Source organism: Pantoea sp. JZ2 (genome assembly GCF_035191405.1).
GTDB lineage: Bacteria > Pseudomonadota > Gammaproteobacteria > Enterobacterales > Enterobacteriaceae > Pantoea > Pantoea stewartii.
Map to the genome: position 1 here is coordinate 3,731,549 of NZ_CP045247.1, position 15,745 is coordinate 3,747,293.

The following is a 15,745-nucleotide window of genomic DNA, read 5'->3' on the forward strand; positions in this document are numbered from 1 at the left end:
AAGAAAGGGCGAGAGTCATTCTCGCCCTGCCGATTATGGCTCATCGATCCGCATAACGTGCAGCGTGGTTTTGTCACCTTTCCCGTGCACTTTACCGCTGACGCGAACTTTGTCGTCAGCGGAATAGGTTTTGCCATCGAACGTTTTCTTCGGCGCAATAATGGTTAAAGTGCCGGTGCTGTCACGAAACTGATAATTATTGTCCGCGACTTTTTTTACGATATAACCTTCCAGCGTGACGTAACCGCCCTGCCGAAAGTCACGAATCTGATCGATGTGCGTCTGTCCTGTGTCTTCTGACCCTTTGTAGCCTGCATCCTGTTTATGCTGTGGCGGCGGCGTATCACCTGCCTTGAAGCCACCTTCTTCCGCGTAAGCCCCTGTGGTCGCTACCGCCAGTAAGGTCGCCAGTACTAATTTTTTCATCGCTTACTCCTTTATAGGGAAAAGTATCCATGCTGCGTTCTCACTGTTAAGCCTGGCACAATAATCTCTTAACGTGCGTTTTCCCCTCTCACCTTTTTCCGAAGGCTGCCGATAACTTCATCACACCCTTTTTCACCTGCTGCGCTGACGCTGAGGCAACGATGGATAATTTTCAGAAAGAGATCGATGAGAGAGCGAATCTCGCCTTATCGAATAAGTTTGAGCTGCTGCTGTTTCGCCTTGGCTCTGACCAGTTAAAAGGTAAATCAGAGCTGTTTGGGATAAACGTATTTAAACTGCGTGAAATTGTTCCGATGCCGCCGATTACGAAAGCTGCGGGTATGCGTTCGCCGTTGCTGGGCATGGCGAGCATTCGCGGACAGTTCATTCCTGTTATTGACCTGCCTGCGGTAGCCGGTTGCGTGCCTGAAACGGGACTGAACCTGCTGCTGGTGACCGAATACGCGCGTAACACGCAGGCGTTTGCCGTCGAATCCGTTGAAAACATCGTGCGTCTTAACTGGAGCCAGGTTCATACCGCTGAAGCTGGTATCGGTGGACGTAACATCACCAGTATCGCGTGCCTGGATGACGACGAACAAAAAAGCAATCTGGCCATGGTGCTGGATGTCGAACAGATTCTCTATGACATCATCCCGTCCGTTCGTGGCGTGGAGCCTGAAGCGCCGAAAGAGCGTCAGTATAAAATGAAGCCCGGTTCCGTCGCGATTGTGGCTGAAGACTCCAAAGTTGCCCGCCAGTTGCTGGAGCAGGGCCTGAAGAGCATGGGCATTCCTGCCGTCATGTGTAACACCGGCCTGGAAGCGTGGGAAAAAATCAAAGCGATCCACCAGCAGGCTCAGTCGCAGGGTGAATCCATTCACGACAAGATCGCGCTGGTGTTAACCGACCTGGAAATGCCGGAAATGGACGGCTTTACGCTCACGCGCAATATCAAGCGCGACACCACGTTGCGTCATATTCCCGTCGTGATCCACTCCTCACTTTCGGGCAGTGCTAACGAAGATCACGTTCGCAAAGTCGGGGCTGATGGCTATGTTGCCAAGTTCGAATTAAACGAACTGTCGGATGTCATTTTCAAAGCGCTGGAAGCCGCAAGCTAAAACGTAGCGGGCAGCACAACCCTGCCCTGCTGTCACCTAACGTTCAATACATGAGACTATGAAAATGCAGAGTGAAGCGCTTCCTGTCGTACGTAAACCCCTGTTCCGCGGGCGTTTACGTCAGCTGAGCTGGATTGCAATGGTGATAGCCTGTCTGGCGTTCTGGGCCGGCGTTCTTGTGCTGATGGTATAAGCGCAGCCTGGAAACCGGCTTCTACATTTCGCGAAAAGGGAATGAAAAAAGGCTGCCACTGGCAGCCTTTTTGATTACGGTAAATGCACAACGCTATAACGCTCTTTAGCCTTTTCAGAGCGCCTGTGGCTGACTCTGAGTTGCAATCCTTGTCGCGTTAATCTGAACAACGACCGTTTTGCAAAAAATGCATTTTGCTCCATGCGGGTTGGCTCTTGTCACATCGAAATGTGATGTACGGTACTGCGAGCCATTACAGTGAGGACACTTGAAACGCGTAATTTTCAGTCCTTAGAGACCAACAACGTTTGCAGCAGCTGGGCCTTTAGCACCATTTTCTACTGTAAATTCAACTTGTTGACCTTCATCTAAAGTACGGAAATCAGTACCCTGGATTGCAGAGAAGTGTACGAATACATCTTTGCTGCCGTCCTGAGGAGAGATGAAACCGAAGCCTTTCTCAGCGTTGAACCATTTAACGGTACCGCGGATTTTGTTAGACATGTTTAATTCCTTAAATAATTGAGCCTTCCGGCGTAATGGCCTGAGAACAGATTTCAATCAGAACGTAAGAGAAGACTCAAAAAGAAGGAATGTCTCGCGACAGGCTTAGAGATGAGAACTGCTGTAGATACTTACTTTGATAGCGTCTGTTAATCAAACCGACGATTCATTAGGTCACATCCTCGCGTTGCATGCAAGGGTTATTTTGAAATCGATGCAAACAGGGCAGATAAGCCAGACGACGTGCCTCTGCCCTGTTCTGCCTTCAGCCTTGGCGAATGTGGATTCTGTGGCCCTGCTCACCGGCTGCCAGATCGTCACGCAAGGTTAACTCGGGGATCGCGTAATCCCCGCCGTTTTGCCGATAATAGCCAACAGGTGAAGTAATAAACAGGTTATCGAGCCGCTTACTCAGTTCCTGACACAGCGCATCAAAACGTACGCTATCGATCCGGCCGGTACGGTAAACCGTGAACGGCGGCAGCACGTCAAAGCCGGGGTAAAACAGAATGCCATGCTGAATGGGAAACAAAATGTCATCAATATGCCCATTGATGCCGCGAGGACCGTAATGCGACGCCCATCCGCCCATCGTGACCACCAGCATGGCGCGCTTCCCTGCCAGCGTACCTTCACCGTAGCGATCGCCCCAGTGCGTATCTGAATGTTCGCCTACGCCGTAGGCAAACCCGCAGGCATAAACACGATCGATCCAGCCTTTCAAGATGGCGGGCATCGAAAACCACCATAACGGGAACTGCAAAATCACCGCATCGGCCCACCGTAGTTTTTCCTGTTCCTGCTGGATGTCTTCGCTTTGAAAACCGCCTTCAAAAGCCTGAGTGGACTCCAGTGAGGGAGTAAACCGTTCGACATGTTGGCGATGTTGTGTGTCGGCAGGCGATACGCGTGCCTCCCAGTTCATGGCATAGAGATCGGAAACGCGCACCTGATGGCCCAGCCGTTCCAGATGACTGACGGAAAAACGCGCCAGCGCACCGTTAAGCGAGCGGGGTTCAGGGTGAGCAACAACGATTAACACATTCATAAACTATCCCGTGTTGATAAAAGAGACAGGTAGCCTGCGCCTGATTGTGCTATCAGTAAAAGTAAAGGAACGGATAGTCGCTATAGACAGGACTGATACCATGAAGCCCGATCTGAATTTGTTGATCACGTTAAACGTCCTGCTACAGGAAAACAGCGTCAGCCGTGCCGCTGAACGGTTAAACCTTTCCCAGCCTTCCGTCAGTGCCCGGCTGGAACGCCTGCGTACTTTATTTAACGATCCGCTACTGATTCCGGTTTCCCATGGTATGCGTCCCACGGCGCGGGCCGAAGGATTACGTCTTTCGCTTGAAGAACTGGTTGCCAGGATCGATGAAGTCGTAGCCGAGCCGGGCCCCTTTGTGCCCGCCGAGGCAGACATCACCTGGCGTATTGCCGCCACGGATTATGGTGCGCAGACCGCGCTGATGCCGTTGATGAATACCTTACGTCAGGAAGCACCGGGCACCCGGCTTGCCATTCTGGATATGAAACCTGCGTTGATTGCACAGCAGTTAGAAAAAGGCACGGTCGATCTGGTGCTTCATCTGCGTGACGGCGTGCCTGACGGGCTGCATGTCCGCCCACTGTTTCAGGAGCGCTATGTGGTAGCAGGCCGTCAGGGTCATCCCGCCCTGCATTCTGCTATCACCGCCGAAGCGCTCTGCGCGCTGGAGCATGTGGTGGTGTCGCCAGACGGCGGCGGCTTTCGTGGGGTGACGGATACGGTGCTGGAAGCCAGAGGATTGAGCCGGAAAGTGGTACTCTCTGTACCCCACTTTTTGCTGATGGGCAGCGTGCTGAGCACCAGCGATTTAGTGGCGTTGATGCCGGAGAGAGTGGCGGCGATGATGCCGGGATTAATGACCGTGCTACCGCCGATGGCGATTCCAGGCTTTGAGCTGGTGATGCTGTGGCATGCGCGATCGCACCGGGATTTGGGGCACAGGTGGTTAAGGGAGCGGGTGGTGGGGAGGTTTCAGGATGGGCGTTGGAATGGTGAGGTTATGCAATAATGCTGAACCTATATAGTGTTGAACTTTAAAAAAAGCCGCTTTGCCATTCTTTCGTAAAGGCGCATATAAAAGACGTAACAGATTGCTCTGTCGCTAAAAATTTCAACTTAAATATATAAAATCTTCTGTACAATTATATTCATAACAAAATCAACATTCAAAAAATATAATTATGTATATTTTCATCCAAAACATCTGAAAGCTATCAATTCGCCAAGCAGACAAACATTCTAAAAAGCAAGCAAGTCTCTTTAATCTCTTAATCATTTCCATCAAAAAACTCAACTTAAGCATCAAAAAAAATTATAAGATGGTTTAATACCCCATAGCTTCAAATAAAAACTATAGCATGCAATTTTATAAAAATCTTTTTTTAAAAATCAACCAACATGGTGACTAATCAAATCAATATTGTACTCTTTTAATGCCACTTGAAATTTAGAAACAAAATCATCAACTTCTTTCGGCGGTAAAAATTTAAAAAAAACCTGAATGCAGAATTTACTTTTCCCACATAAAGCGGGAGATAACTCTCTCATTTGATCACTAAGAATGAAGTTTAAGTAAGCATTTACTTTATCTTGAAGCAAAAGCAAATGCCCATTAATATCATCCTCCCATGATAAATGATCTGTAATACCCAAAAGTACAAGCTCATCATCTTCATCCGATGCATTGATAAAATCGACCTTATTTACTTCTTCAATTGACATAGTTACTCCCTTTTACTTTCCGGCCTAATAATAATCACTTGGGTTGGCGGAATTTTAGTGCCTCTCTCAAAGCCGGGTTTGCCTACCGCTACTATAATAAAACCATTTTCTTTGGGTCAGAATGGCGAAGAGCTCTGATTTATCACTGCATTGATTTTGGGGAAAGGTCATTCCCCGAAAACCTCAAAAAGCACCTGGAGCTAAAACGGCTGTGCTTACAACAAGGTCTAGATTAGATCTTCACCATTTAAAAGCACAATGATATTTCCTTGCCCTAACTCTTGCCTGAACACGTCTGCTATTCCAGAAGTATTCAACTCAGGAAAGGATTTGTCATTCACTGCAATCATAAAATAAGATTTTGGCTCTTTTAGTCCAAACTCTTTAGCAATTGATAACTTAGTCTCATGATTGTACTTCTTAACACGATCATCAAGCAACGCAAGCTGCTGGCCACTTAAGATTATATGTGGTTCAAAAAGAAGATATGGGCCATCAAAGAGATGGTCGTACTTTTCCTTCACCACACTTAATCTTTCCCTCAGCTCATCAATACTTATTGATGTGTAACACGCTATATCAATTGACATATACCCGCCTTACTTAATTCGTATTGGATTTCCTGACTGGTCGATCACAATAACCTTATCCAACCCTTTTATTAGCCAATCACTAATTTTTTTTGCAAATCACTAACGCTTGCTTTTGTATCGGCCAAGTTGATAACAACATTGTTTGTTTGACCACTGTTCACTTTTTCTAAAACCCGGTCATAGATATTGCGAACCGAGTTAGTTTTAGGGACGATATTATCGAACACCTCACCATTAACTTTATAGTCTGGGTTTTTAACCCCTGCAGTTACGGGATTCTGCTCAACATGATAACCATTTTGAGACAGGATCACAGCTCCCTCGTTTTCTCGTTGGAGTGAACGTATATTTTCTGCTGATGCATTCGGCGGTAGCTTAGTTGGCTGACCACTTAAAGAACCGGTTGTAGCATTTCCAACATTATCAACATCAGCTTCAGCATTACCAATAGTGCTTTTCCGCGATAATCTCGTATCATCAGAAGTAAAAATTGTTCCGCCCGGCTTAGATATGGCACTTTGCGCAACCATACCACCAAATATAGCAGCAGTACCGAGACCTATGTTTAATGCCCCGTTGCTATAATTACCATCAATGACCTGGCCGACCCCAGTACCGGCTTGACAGCCCCCACCAACTGCCAGCGTTGAAGGTGCAATAATTAATCCCCGGAGCACCCGGCAAAGCGAGTAAAGCATCGGTTCCTAGTCCAGCCGGGCCGGATTGCACGCTATACCCTTTCAGATAACTCAGCGCCTCGTTTTATGCTTTGCTATCTCCTGTTGAGGCAACAAACGCCTTGCCTACAGGCAGAGACTGAATAGCGTCAGCCGCTCGTTGCAGGATGTATCCGTACAGAGACTGAAGTTCATAACCATACTGGTTAAGTAATCCAGCCCGCTCTTGCTTCTGGCCTTCTGTCAGTGGTTGCCCTGACTGGAACTTTTACAGCAACACATTACGGAGCATTTTTTTCGTGCGCACGAAAAATCATAGTTTACTGCTAATCCCTTCCCTGGGGTGTCGGGGCATCGCCCTGACTTGGGTGTTTTAGAGGCCTGCCGTAAGGCGGTACTCCAAAAACACATCTTGTCTGCCTGGTTGTGAAGAAATCAGGGTAAAGATCCCGACAGCTTGAACTGACCCCATAAAAGACGGGGTTTATCGCTTATGGCTGGTAGTCTTCAAATTCCCAGGCAAAAACGCGGGAGAGTTTTTGCGCTATCTCCATCCAGTCTTTACCTTCGCACTGATTGATATAATCGGTGATGGTCTTTTTGATCTCATCCAGATCGTATTTACGTACCAGAAGCGTATGCCGCATCAGCTCTGGCAGCCAGTGGTGCTTACAGAGCCATTCCGGGGTGCAGATAAACACATCAAAATAATCACTCCCTTTTTCTTGCTCAGAGCCGATAGATAAGGAAAGTGTAATTGCAATGGTTCCATCATCTTCGCCTGCATAGGTACGAGGATCTTTATGCATACAATCAATACCTTTTAATATCGCTTTCACCATCACCATCCTAATCTGTGATATTCAAATGACCGTTTCCGATTTTCAAAGATTCGCCTTTTGAATTAATGGGATATGTTTCAAAATTAGATTGAGTACCAGTCGTTGCATAAGGACTATTAGGTTTTTCAGATGCAGGTCTGTCCCCCCCTAGTACTATCAGCACTAATCCATCCGCCTTTACTGGTTTGCCTTGCTCCATCACCAACCCAGATCATCCCTAACCTATCGGCTTCGGTACGAGTACCATAGCCCATTGAAAAATCTTTTTTACCAGACCCATCACCTTTAATAGCTATTTCCAGCCTCGGATCCTGCTTCGCTATATTAGTCAGATTCTGTTGTACCAGGTCGACTTTTAGTTTCGGGGAAGACGCGGCGTTCTCTGCTCCACTTGATGGCTTACTTTCTGCCTGGGTACCACCGGCTCCGGGCTTCGCCGACGTTGTCGAGGGTTTCACTCCCGGCGTTAGCCCTTCATCAACAGCTTTACCAACACCAATACCCGCTATCCCTCAGGCAATATACATGGCTCCAAGCTGGTAGCCCACCGCAGCCCGGGCCGCCTCTTCACTCATACCAGTGCGTATGTACGCCGCCACCATGCCGTTAAATAGCGCCTGCGTCTGCTTCGCCTCCGCACTGATGCCATTCAGCAACTGCTGTATCTACTGATAGCCTTCCTGCGCTTCCTTCTGATTCTGGTGACCCAGATTCTGATAGGTGCCCTGCTTCTCCAGCATATCCTGCCGGGCGGCGCTACAGGCCTCTGCGCTGCCACTCATACAAGCATCAACCACCGCCTTACTGGTTTCCGCATCCTTGCGGTTAAGCATGTCTTTCTCTTTCTGCTCCTGCGGCGTCAGGCTCTGCTTGTGGTTCAAATCCGTCTGGCGGCTCTTCTCCGTGCTGCTCAGGTAATTATTCTCAACCGTAACCTTCCCGGCCTGTATTATCACATGTATATTCAAATATACCTGTCTTATCATTAAATGAACCTTCGGCTTGTAGCAATTTCCTTTCTATACCATCACCACCCTTAATGGTAAAAACCTTTCCTTCCATTAATTGCTCGCGGCTCAGATAACTGGCACCTCTATGAGTTGGATCTGGTTTTAATCCACTACCAATACAGTCTGCCTCAATTATTTTAAGATGAAACTTTGGCTGGAAGGGTTTCCGGGGGCGATTAATGATACCGGCGATCTGCCAATGTACAGACGCGGAAACGGGCATTTTGCGTAAGAACTGTTAAAACGTAAAACGATCCCGACTCAGGGGGCCGGGATCCTATCAAGGACCTTGCCATTGTAGTTTAGGCTTTAAATTATCAGGCACCATTTTAAACAATAACTTAATATATTCGGTGTGCTGATTATAATTAGGTGATATATCTTCGCTACATTTTTCAAAATAACTTTTAGCCTGATTATTCAGGAACCATACATCATGCTCTATCATATCTCGCTCCGCAATACTTTTAGGTAAGTTATGTATAAGTTCAGTTTCAAAATAGCAGGAGATATCTCTTGCCTTTACCCAAGCATTTTTTGACTGAATACTTCTTACATAAGGTAAGACAAGATTAAGCATCTGGATGTATATTTCTGTTTTTGTCATTATGATCAACCTTATCAGCGCTTAGGCATAGATACTGTTCCGGCAGGAGCACTTTTAACTTGAGTCCAAACACCATTTTTTAATAACTGATCAATATATTTTTCATCACCCGTCTGTATATATATATCTTGAGCAGCTACCATTCAATGGTTTCCTTCAGTTATATAAGAACGTCCCTGACTATCAATGTAACCAGCTATTTTCCCTTTAGGAGCAGAGAATTTAAAATCACCATTTAACATATCTTTTTTGCGCTTATCGACATAATCAGGGTTCCTCAACCCTACCTGTAAACTTTTAATCGTAACAGGATAAAACTGAGAAGTTATCGCAGCTTTTGCTAATTGAATTACGTCTTTCCCCGTGTTCGCGAAGGAAGCTAGTGCTGCCTGATTTTCTGGATCAGATACAAACGCCGCAAACTTTGTCCAGGCAGGGCTACTTTGATCTATCTTCGCCAGATCCTGACCATTCCACTGGTGGACGTAAGCTTTGGCTTCCTCACTGGTCATGACATCGGCACCGACACCACTCAACCAGCCGGGACGATCTGCCATATCATAGCCGCCCTAAGCGATTTCCTTATCAACAACTTGGGCTTCCAGCGGATTATCTTTCAGCTTCTGCTCAGTTTCAGTACTCTGTTTATCGCTAATCTGTTTCCACTTCTCGATAACAGCCTGGCAGTCACCACCGGATTTTCGACAGTTCGACAGCTCTTTATCGAACGTCAGTGACTGATCAGGACTCAGCGAGTTATTCTCAACCTCAGTCCGCGCCGCCGAGCCACCGCTTGCTGCCCCCATGCCACCGCTCACAGCCCCGCCCACTTCAGCACGTGCCAGCGTAGCGATATTGGCAATCAGATGTTTTTCATCGGCTGTAAGGAGAGCGGCTTCTTTACCGAAAAACAGCCTGCTTAGCACATCTTGGTGCCCAGAGAGCGGCAGCGGTGAATCCCCCCGCCGCTGCGCCAGCCACGCTACCGCCCTGAGCCCTGCGATAAGACCGGAGGCCAGTGTACGAAGCAGGATGCGCATGGCATCATTGTCACCGGATGCCTGCTTAAACATTTGAGCAAGTAGCGGTGCCGCACCTGCAGCGACTGCACCGCTGGCATTTCCACCTGCAAGCGCTGAGAATACGCCGCTGACTGCCTGCGCAGCAATCTGCATTATGAAGCCTGTGCCATATTTTCTTCTGTTTGCACGTCGAGGCTGTGCAGGCGATAGTACGTGAAGTGCTGGAGAGCCTGATTAGTAAGTATCAGTACCGCCGCTGGAACTTTGCAAGGAAGGCGGTTAAAGAAGGGTAGAAGACGTTATTTAGCGCAGACTAAAGATGCAGCTACACCAACAACCCGCTGACCGGGTAGTTCCTTCAGCATGCCCTTTTCCGTCAGCGCCTGCCAGCATGGTGTTAGCCATATTCCCGGCGAACTGGCCCGCCATGCTGGCACCCGAGCTCATACCGATGCCCTGATGTTCCGTTTTGTAGTCGGCCACGTTATGCAGATCGGTAAAACCCAGCGTTCCCGTATCCAGACGGTTTTTATCCGCCCCGGCCTGAGATTTAACCGGACCTTGTTATAGAGACAAAAGTGAAGCTGCCGCATGAGCCATAACTGGACTCTTTCATGTCGCGCCTGACAGAGCGATTTTATTTACCGTAGGTAATGCTAAATCGCCACGCCCTTTCAGCTGACTGCCGTAATTAACTAAGCCTCCGTTGGCAGGGCCCATGACTTTTTCAGGTGGCGTTGATAATCCGATTCCGGCCTCAGTTATTAATTGAGCCGCTGACTAAATGAGATTGCAAAGTTGGTTCTGAGTTGTGTTGCTGTATTGAGAATGAAATGCTGATGCCAACGACGTTGGCTGGATCATCCTGTCCCTCACTGGCTGACAGATCTGTACACCAGTTAAAACGGCGTTCATCACCTGATTGGCAGCCAAACTCCTATTGCCCCTTTGACTGACCTACTGAGCCGCAACCACCGCCCTGTTAATAAGAAATTGATATTAAAATCAACGTACAATTGCGGTCTTTTAAGGGAAATAAAGCCCCCGAAGACCTCATCAGGGGCGAATGAAAAGCGCTAAAGACTTCTGATCTGTTGCCCGGCGACATCTATCATCAGCCTGTCCTCTGGCTGAATGATATCCAGCATATCACCCTGCTGACAGAGAAAGGCAACACCGGCTTCGCGGGCAATAATGGCAGCGTGAGAGAGCGCACTGCCCTCCCGCAGGCAAATGCCTTTTATCTGCTTCACATCCAGACTGGCGACCGCAGAGGGAAAGATGTCATCGGCAATCAGAATCGCGGGGACATCCGGTGTTGGAAGCGTAATCTCACGACCGCTAAGGTGACACAGGGTGCGGTGCAGGATGTCTTGAATATCGATAAATCTCGCCTGCAGGTAAGCATCATCCAGTTGCCGGTATTGCTGACTCAGCGCCATGAGTACCTCATACCAGGCGGATTCGGCACAGCACCGCGCCGCACGAATCTTCTCGCAGGCTTCATCAAACATATCTGCATCATCCAGCAACGTGTGATGCCCGGCGAAAATAGCGGCTACCGCCTCGCCATAATTCGCTTCTGCCCGTTTATGCAGCGCATCCAGATCACAGAGAGTGTCAGCGATTGCCTGCTTCAGCCGTCGGCATTCCTGCTGCTCATCGGCACATGGACGCCGGTCAGGCTGCGCCAGCGGCAAGGGATAAAACACCGCTTTACCCTGCACCTGTCCCGTGTCCGGTACCGTTGTCCTGAGCGACATCGTTTCAGGTTGCTCGCCAAAATTTTCCGCTGCCAGAGAGGTGAACGCTTCCAGCGCAGCGCCCGCTTCGGGGCCACGTGCCGACAAGGTAATCTGATCGTTACAGCGCACCTGCAGCAGAGCAATCTGGTTGAGACTGTCTGGCGTGACACACTGGTTATCTTTTTTCAGTACCAACTCCGCATCAAAGCCAGCCAGCGTGGCCACAAGCCGTGAAGCAGGACGGACGTGCAGGCCATGGTGATTTTTTACGGTCACCGTGACCGATTGTGCGTCCTCGTGTGGGTTAACGGTGGCGACGCTGGCAACGGCACTATCAGGTGCAATACCCAGTTGTGCCTGCTTCGCCTCCAGCGCCTTCATGGCCACCGTCATCACCTTTTCGATATCGGCACCCGCCGCCGCACTGACGGTTGCCGCCAGCGTACCTTCCACCAGCGGTGCGGCACACAAACGCACTTTGGCCGCAATGGCAGGATCAAGCAGCTCAAGCGCCGTTTCTGCACTTAACAGCGCACTTCCCATATCCATCATGACCAGAACATGATCCGCATCTGCCACCGATTCGATCGCCGCCATCACTTTCACGGGATCCGTGCCAATGGGATGATCAGGATCGTCAATGCCGGCAGCGACCGCCAGCTTGCAGCGATCGCCGGTTAACATTTGTCGCGCCAGCATCTCCACGCCGTTACCCAGCAACGCACTGTGTGACACGATCACCAAATTTACCATGTGCTTCTCCTTAAGCTTTGGCGGCGGCAGCCAGCATCTGCATCATAAACATCACCGATGTTGCCCCCGGATCCTGATGACCAATACTGCGCTCTCCCAGGTAACTGGCGCGGCCTTTGCGAGCCTGCATTGTAATGGTGGCGTGAGCGGCCGTTTCTGCCTGCTCGCAGGCGGCATCCAGCGCGGCGATGACCGACATATTTTGCTCACTGGCGTGCCGCAGTGACGCCACCACCGCAAGCCAGACATCACACATCGTTTTATCGCCGGGTTCCGCTTTTCCTCGATTCACCACGCCTTCGGCCCCTTCGCGTATCATTTGATACAGCTCTTCCAGCGTCAGGCTCTGATGTGCCTGTGTGACCTGCGCCGCCCGGATAAAGAAAGTGCCAAACAACGGCCCGCTGGCACCGCCCACATTGGAAAGCAGCGTCATGCCGGTATTTTTGAGGATAAAGCCAATATCCTTATCGGCAATCGCGGGCAGCTTCTCGACCACCTTACTGAAACCCCGGTGCATATTTAAGCCGTGATCGGCATCGCCAATTTCGCGATCCAGGCCGGTGAGAAAATCACTTTCACGGGTAAAAACTTCACCACAGCGGTAAAGCCAGTTCACAATTTGGGCGCGGGTAAGTGACATGTCGAACTCCTTAACAGCCCCAGTTCAGGGCAGGTGTGTGTACCGGGGCATCCCACAGTGACAGGGCCTCATCATCCACGCTTAACAGCGTGATGGAAAAGCCCACCATATCCAGCGATGTGCAGTAGCTGCCCACCAGATTTCGCGCGATAGTGATGCCGCTTTCGTCGCAACGCTGAGCCAGGCGGTTATAAACACCATACAGTTCTGACAGTGGCGTAGCGCCCAGATTATTAACCAGCGCAATCACACGATCGCCGCGGGTTAATGCCTGCTTACTGTGTTTAACCTCTTGCCAGCTTCCGCTGTTTTGATCCCAGTGACGTAGGGTACGGCTGTAGTTGCCATTCTCCAGCAGCGTGTCGAACATCTCATCGGCCGTCTTGTCCAGCGAGGTAAAAGTACGGCGGTCGATGCCGGGTTCGCCATGAATCCCTACACCGAACTCCATTTCGTTGTCCTGAAGTTCGAACGAGCGTTTGCCGGCGGCGGGCACGGTACAGGCGCCTAACGCAATACCGATCGAGTGGCCCAGGTTATTGAGTTTACGTCCCAGCGCCGCACAGGCTTCCAGTGAATCGCCCCGCTCCGCTGCGGCGCCAAGCAGTTTTTCAATCAGTACCGTATTCGCCACACCACGTCGTCCTGTCGTGTAGAGACTGTCTTTTACGGCCACGTCATCGTCAACCACCACTGTGGTGACTTTTACACCGCTTTCGTGCAGCAGCTCGGTGGCGGTTTCGAAGTTGAGAATATCACCGGTGTAATTTTTGATTATCATCAGTACGCCTTCACCACCGTCAATTTTCATGGCGCATTCATACATTTTATCCGGCGTTGGCGAGGTGAAAATCTCACCCGGGCAGGCACCCGAAAGCATGCCCGGACCAATAAATCCGCAGTGCATCGGTTCATGGCCGCTTCCGCCGCCCGACAGTAAGGCAACCTTTCCGGCGACAGGCGCATCGGCGCGCGTCATACAAACTGGATCCTGATGCAGCGTCAGTTCAGGATGGGCACGAGCGAAGCCTGCAAGTTGTTCACTCAATACATCTTCCACACGATTAATCAGCTTTTTCATGGGTATGCTCCGTTAGCATCGGTTTGCCGCCGCTCTTGCCTTAGCAAAAGGGACAGCATTATCAGGAGAGCGAGACGGCGAAAAGCAGCGCGTCGGTGGAGTGATTCTTACGGAGTCGACAGGAAAAAAAATGCCCCTCTTCAGCGTTCCATAAGGGAACGTTTTGCTGCGTTATTATGTTTCGTTATGAAACGTTTTATCGCACTTACGGCGAAAAATGAGAGGCAAAGCAAGAAATCGGGATCGTTGCACGTGATCAATCTGTCTGAGCGATAAGCGTTTTATCCCCTCAGGCTGGCGCGCAGTCGCGTCCTTCCTCTCACATGGGTTCCGGGTAGTCTCTTAACCGCTAAGAGGCGATCGCGATCGCAACATGGCTTTTCGAGCGCGTTTATTGTTTCAGGATGGAACATAACTGGCCGTATGGCGTTCCATATAAGAACGTTGGCGTCAAAAATATTTCCCCTCACCGTTGATCGTAAAGTGAGTCGCGTACGCCGGTCATCATCCGGCTCACATCGCCAACTGAGCCAGAAAGATGCGCGCGTTCATCTTGCGAACATGTTCTTACTTGAGGGTGAAAGGAATGCCAAAAATTATTCAGTCTCCAGCGAAATATATTCAGGGCCCCGATGCCTTGTTGTCCTTTGGGGAATATGCCAAAAACCTGGCAAATCATTTTTTTGTGATTGCCGATGACGTTGTGATGAAACTGGCGGGCGATCAGGTCCTGTCCGGCCTTGCCAGCCACAGTGTGACCTGCCATGCCGAACGCTTTAACGGGGAGTGTTGCCGGACGGAAATAGAACGCCTGATGGCCCTTGTCGAACAGCATGGCTGCCGGGGCGTGATCGGACTGGGTGGGGGGAAAACGCTGGACACCGCTAAAGCCGTCGCCTGGTATCTGAAACTGCCGGTGGTGGTGATCCCGACCATCGCGTCGACGGATGCGCCCACCAGCGCGCTGTCGGTCATTTATACCGAATCCGGTGAGTTTGCTGAGTACCTGATCTATCCCAAAAACCCTGACATGGTGGTCATGGATACTACAATCATTGCCAAAGCCCCGGTTCGCTTACTGGTCGCCGGTATGGGTGATGCCCTGTCGACCTGGTTTGAAGCAAAAGCCTGTTATGACTCGGGCGCAACCAGTATGGCGGGAGGGAAATCGACCGCGGCCGCGTTAAGCCTGGCGCGTCTGTGCTACGAGACGCTTCTGGCTGAGGGCGAAAAAGCGCGCTGTGCCGCCCAGGCGGGCGTCGTCACGGAAGCCCTGGAACGTATTGTGGAAGCCAACACCTATCTGAGTGGTATTGGTTTTGAGAGCAGCGGTCTGGCTGCCGCTCATGCGATTCACAACGCATTTACCGTGCTGGAAGAGTGCCATCATCTTTATCATGGCGAAAAAGTGGCGTTTGGTACGCTCGCGCAGTTGGTACTGCAAAACAGCCCGACAGATGAGATCGAAACCGTGCTGAACTTCTGCCAGAAAGTGGGCCTGCCTGTCACGCTGGCACAGATGGGAGTGAAACACGGCATTGAAGAGAAAATAAGCGCGGTTGCCCATGCGGCCTGCGTGGAAGGCGAAACCATCCACAATATGCCGTTCCCGGTTACACCGGACAGCGTGTACGCAGCCATTGTGACTGCGGATCTGCTGGGGCAGCAGTGGCTGTCACGTTAGCCGACTGCCGGTAACCGCTGGCCCGGGTATCACGGGCACCAGGCGTCCCTCTGACCGGATCTGTC

At 50.2% G+C, this 15,745-nt stretch carries 23 protein-coding genes and 1 pseudogene; 6 read left to right on the top strand and 18 right to left on the bottom strand.

The features are described from left to right. Positions 1-33: 33 nt before the first annotated feature. Complete coding sequence (locus tag GC087_RS18145; RefSeq protein WP_006118076.1) at positions 34-426, bottom strand: YgiW/YdeI family stress tolerance OB fold protein; 393 nt, start codon at positions 424-426, stop codon at positions 34-36. A gap of 161 nt (positions 427-587) precedes the next feature. On the opposite strand from GC087_RS18145, the gene GC087_RS18150 reads away from it, so the two are divergent. Together GC087_RS18150 and GC087_RS18155 are read left to right on the top strand one after the other, a co-directional pair. Further along, positions 588-1,550: a chemotaxis protein gene (locus GC087_RS18150; protein ID WP_006118075.1), complete on the top strand. Its 963-nt coding sequence runs from the start codon at positions 588-590 to the stop codon at positions 1,548-1,550. Between the two features lie 58 nt (positions 1,551-1,608). Continuing rightward, positions 1,609-1,743 carry a hypothetical protein gene (locus GC087_RS18155; protein ID WP_255421330.1) on the top strand — a complete coding sequence of 45 codons (135 nt, stop codon included), beginning with the start codon at positions 1,609-1,611 and terminating at the stop codon, positions 1,741-1,743. A gap of 114 nt (positions 1,744-1,857) precedes the next feature. Here the strand turns inward: GC087_RS18155 and GC087_RS18160 are convergent, their stop codons facing one another. From GC087_RS18160 to GC087_RS18170, 3 genes are all read right to left on the bottom strand, one after another. Beyond that, a complete protein-coding gene (locus GC087_RS18160) occupies positions 1,858-2,031 on the bottom strand; it encodes a cold shock small protein YmcF (protein WP_110268586.1) in 174 nt (57 codons plus the stop codon). A gap of 3 nt (positions 2,032-2,034) precedes the next feature. Further along, complete coding sequence (gene cspA, locus GC087_RS18165; RefSeq protein ID WP_006118073.1) at positions 2,035-2,247, bottom strand: transcription antiterminator/RNA stability regulator CspE; 213 nt, start codon at positions 2,245-2,247, stop codon at positions 2,035-2,037. A gap of 265 nt (positions 2,248-2,512) precedes the next feature. Beyond that, positions 2,513-3,295, bottom strand: coding sequence for an NAD(P)H-dependent oxidoreductase (locus tag GC087_RS18170; protein ID WP_324028957.1), 783 nt, complete (start codon positions 3,293-3,295; stop codon positions 2,513-2,515). 100 nt (positions 3,296-3,395) lie between these two features. On the opposite strand from GC087_RS18170, the gene GC087_RS18175 reads away from it, so the two are divergent. Further along, positions 3,396-4,310, top strand: a complete 915-nt coding sequence (locus GC087_RS18175) for a LysR family transcriptional regulator (protein WP_324028958.1) — start codon at positions 3,396-3,398, stop codon at positions 4,308-4,310. A 380-nt stretch (positions 4,311-4,690) separates the two neighbouring features. On the opposite strand, the gene GC087_RS18180 is transcribed toward GC087_RS18175, so the two are convergent. The 11 genes from GC087_RS18180 to GC087_RS18230 form a co-directional block, all read right to left on the bottom strand. Continuing rightward, positions 4,691-5,023 carry a DUF6572 domain-containing protein gene (locus tag GC087_RS18180; RefSeq protein ID WP_172913475.1) on the bottom strand — a complete coding sequence of 111 codons (333 nt, stop codon included), beginning with the start codon at positions 5,021-5,023 and terminating at the stop codon, positions 4,691-4,693. Positions 5,024-5,250: 227 nt separating this feature from the next. Beyond that, a complete protein-coding gene (locus GC087_RS18185) occupies positions 5,251-5,613 on the bottom strand; it encodes a CDI system immunity component (RefSeq protein ID WP_172913476.1) in 363 nt (120 codons plus the stop codon). 71 nt (positions 5,614-5,684) lie between these two features. Beyond that, positions 5,685-6,314: a CdiA C-terminal domain-containing protein gene (locus tag GC087_RS18190; RefSeq protein ID WP_324028960.1), complete on the bottom strand. Its 630-nt coding sequence runs from the start codon at positions 6,312-6,314 to the stop codon at positions 5,685-5,687. A gap of 470 nt (positions 6,315-6,784) precedes the next feature. Next, complete coding sequence (locus GC087_RS18195) at positions 6,785-7,102, bottom strand: immunity 8 family protein (protein WP_233255796.1); 318 nt, start codon at positions 7,100-7,102, stop codon at positions 6,785-6,787. Positions 7,103-7,142: 40 nt separating this feature from the next. Continuing rightward, positions 7,143-7,334: a hypothetical protein gene (locus tag GC087_RS18200; RefSeq protein ID WP_324028962.1), complete on the bottom strand. Its 192-nt coding sequence runs from the start codon at positions 7,332-7,334 to the stop codon at positions 7,143-7,145. A gap of 313 nt (positions 7,335-7,647) precedes the next feature. After that, positions 7,648-7,791 carry a hypothetical protein gene (locus GC087_RS18205; protein WP_324028964.1) on the bottom strand — a complete coding sequence of 48 codons (144 nt, stop codon included), beginning with the start codon at positions 7,789-7,791 and terminating at the stop codon, positions 7,648-7,650. Positions 7,792-7,800: 9 nt separating this feature from the next. Then, positions 7,801-8,121 (bottom strand): DUF6862 domain-containing protein, encoded by a 321-nt coding sequence (locus tag GC087_RS18210; protein WP_324028966.1) that lies wholly within the window; start codon positions 8,119-8,121, stop codon positions 7,801-7,803. 304 nt (positions 8,122-8,425) lie between these two features. Further along, the gene (locus GC087_RS18215; RefSeq protein WP_054688081.1) at positions 8,426-8,752 is read right to left on the bottom strand and encodes a hypothetical protein; all 327 of its coding nucleotides are present in this window, start codon (positions 8,750-8,752) and stop codon (positions 8,426-8,428) included. A 14-nt stretch (positions 8,753-8,766) separates the two neighbouring features. Continuing rightward, the gene (locus tag GC087_RS18220) at positions 8,767-8,895 is read right to left on the bottom strand and encodes a ParB N-terminal domain-containing protein (RefSeq protein ID WP_269751055.1); all 129 of its coding nucleotides are present in this window, start codon (positions 8,893-8,895) and stop codon (positions 8,767-8,769) included. Further along, a complete protein-coding gene (locus tag GC087_RS18225; RefSeq protein ID WP_324028968.1) occupies positions 8,896-9,309 on the bottom strand; it encodes a ParB N-terminal domain-containing protein in 414 nt (137 codons plus the stop codon). Positions 9,310-9,321: 12 nt separating this feature from the next. Next, entirely contained in the window at positions 9,322-9,927 is a 606-nt protein-coding gene (locus GC087_RS18230) for a VENN motif pre-toxin domain-containing protein (RefSeq protein ID WP_324028970.1), read from the bottom strand. A 38-nt stretch (positions 9,928-9,965) separates the two neighbouring features. Between GC087_RS18230 and GC087_RS18235 the strand changes: the two are divergent. Beyond that, positions 9,966-10,067: pseudogene (locus tag GC087_RS18235) on the top strand (RstR family transcriptional regulator); the annotation flags it as partial. 70 nt (positions 10,068-10,137) lie between these two features. Beyond that, a complete protein-coding gene (locus GC087_RS18240; RefSeq protein WP_324028972.1) occupies positions 10,138-10,344 on the top strand; it encodes a hypothetical protein in 207 nt (68 codons plus the stop codon). 506 nt (positions 10,345-10,850) lie between these two features. Here the strand turns inward: GC087_RS18240 and dhaM are convergent. The 3 genes from dhaM to dhaK are packed head-to-tail and all read right to left on the bottom strand — an operon-like array spanning position 10,851 to position 13,996. Next, positions 10,851-12,272 (bottom strand): dihydroxyacetone kinase phosphoryl donor subunit DhaM, encoded by a 1,422-nt coding sequence (dhaM, locus tag GC087_RS18245; RefSeq protein WP_058708257.1) that lies wholly within the window; start codon positions 12,270-12,272, stop codon positions 10,851-10,853. A gap of 10 nt (positions 12,273-12,282) precedes the next feature. After that, the gene (dhaL, locus tag GC087_RS18250; RefSeq protein WP_006118067.1) at positions 12,283-12,915 is read right to left on the bottom strand and encodes a dihydroxyacetone kinase subunit DhaL; all 633 of its coding nucleotides are present in this window, start codon (positions 12,913-12,915) and stop codon (positions 12,283-12,285) included. 10 nt (positions 12,916-12,925) lie between these two features. Beyond that, positions 12,926-13,996, bottom strand: coding sequence for a dihydroxyacetone kinase subunit DhaK (dhaK, locus tag GC087_RS18255; RefSeq protein ID WP_058708256.1), 1,071 nt, complete (start codon positions 13,994-13,996; stop codon positions 12,926-12,928). A gap of 586 nt (positions 13,997-14,582) precedes the next feature. Here dhaK and GC087_RS18260 point away from each other — a divergent pair. Then, positions 14,583-15,680, top strand: coding sequence for a glycerol dehydrogenase (locus GC087_RS18260; protein ID WP_033738579.1), 1,098 nt, complete (start codon positions 14,583-14,585; stop codon positions 15,678-15,680). Positions 15,681-15,745 lie beyond the last annotated feature (65 nt).

Coding starts and splice junctions, on each gene's coding strand:
- GC087_RS18220 (WP_269751055.1), bottom strand. CDS start 8,895: ATGGTAGCTGCTCAAGATATATATATACAGACGGGTGATGAAAAATAT.
- GC087_RS18260 (WP_033738579.1), top strand. CDS start 14,583: ATGCCAAAAATTATTCAGTCTCCAGCGAAATATATTCAGGGCCCCGAT.
- GC087_RS18185 (WP_172913476.1), bottom strand. CDS start 5,613: ATGTCAATTGATATAGCGTGTTACACATCAATAAGTATTGATGAGCTG.
- GC087_RS18150 (WP_006118075.1), top strand. CDS start 588: ATGGATAATTTTCAGAAAGAGATCGATGAGAGAGCGAATCTCGCCTTA.
- GC087_RS18195 (WP_233255796.1), bottom strand. CDS start 7,102: ATGCATAAAGATCCTCGTACCTATGCAGGCGAAGATGATGGAACCATT.
- GC087_RS18215 (WP_054688081.1), bottom strand. CDS start 8,752: ATGACAAAAACAGAAATATACATCCAGATGCTTAATCTTGTCTTACCT.
- GC087_RS18190 (WP_324028960.1), bottom strand. CDS start 6,314: ATGCTTTACTCGCTTTGCCGGGTGCTCCGGGGATTAATTATTGCACCT.
- dhaM (WP_058708257.1), bottom strand. CDS start 12,272: ATGGTAAATTTGGTGATCGTGTCACACAGTGCGTTGCTGGGTAACGGC.
- GC087_RS18180 (WP_172913475.1), bottom strand. CDS start 5,023: ATGTCAATTGAAGAAGTAAATAAGGTCGATTTTATCAATGCATCGGAT.
- GC087_RS18170 (WP_324028957.1), bottom strand. CDS start 3,295: ATGAATGTGTTAATCGTTGTTGCTCACCCTGAACCCCGCTCGCTTAAC.
- GC087_RS18145 (WP_006118076.1), bottom strand. CDS start 426: ATGAAAAAATTAGTACTGGCGACCTTACTGGCGGTAGCGACCACAGGG.
- GC087_RS18225 (WP_324028968.1), bottom strand. CDS start 9,309: ATGGCAGATCGTCCCGGCTGGTTGAGTGGTGTCGGTGCCGATGTCATG.
- cspA (WP_006118073.1), bottom strand. CDS start 2,247: ATGTCTAACAAAATCCGCGGTACCGTTAAATGGTTCAACGCTGAGAAA.
- GC087_RS18175 (WP_324028958.1), top strand. CDS start 3,396: ATGAAGCCCGATCTGAATTTGTTGATCACGTTAAACGTCCTGCTACAG.
- GC087_RS18155 (WP_255421330.1), top strand. CDS start 1,609: ATGAAAATGCAGAGTGAAGCGCTTCCTGTCGTACGTAAACCCCTGTTC.
- dhaL (WP_006118067.1), bottom strand. CDS start 12,915: ATGTCACTTACCCGCGCCCAAATTGTGAACTGGCTTTACCGCTGTGGT.
- GC087_RS18210 (WP_324028966.1), bottom strand. CDS start 8,121: ATGATAAGACAGGTATATTTGAATATACATGTGATAATACAGGCCGGG.
- dhaK (WP_058708256.1), bottom strand. CDS start 13,996: ATGAAAAAGCTGATTAATCGTGTGGAAGATGTATTGAGTGAACAACTT.
- GC087_RS18200 (WP_324028962.1), bottom strand. CDS start 7,334: ATGGAGCAAGGCAAACCAGTAAAGGCGGATGGATTAGTGCTGATAGTA.
- GC087_RS18230 (WP_324028970.1), bottom strand. CDS start 9,927: ATGCAGATTGCTGCGCAGGCAGTCAGCGGCGTATTCTCAGCGCTTGCA.
- GC087_RS18240 (WP_324028972.1), top strand. CDS start 10,138: ATGCCCTTTTCCGTCAGCGCCTGCCAGCATGGTGTTAGCCATATTCCC.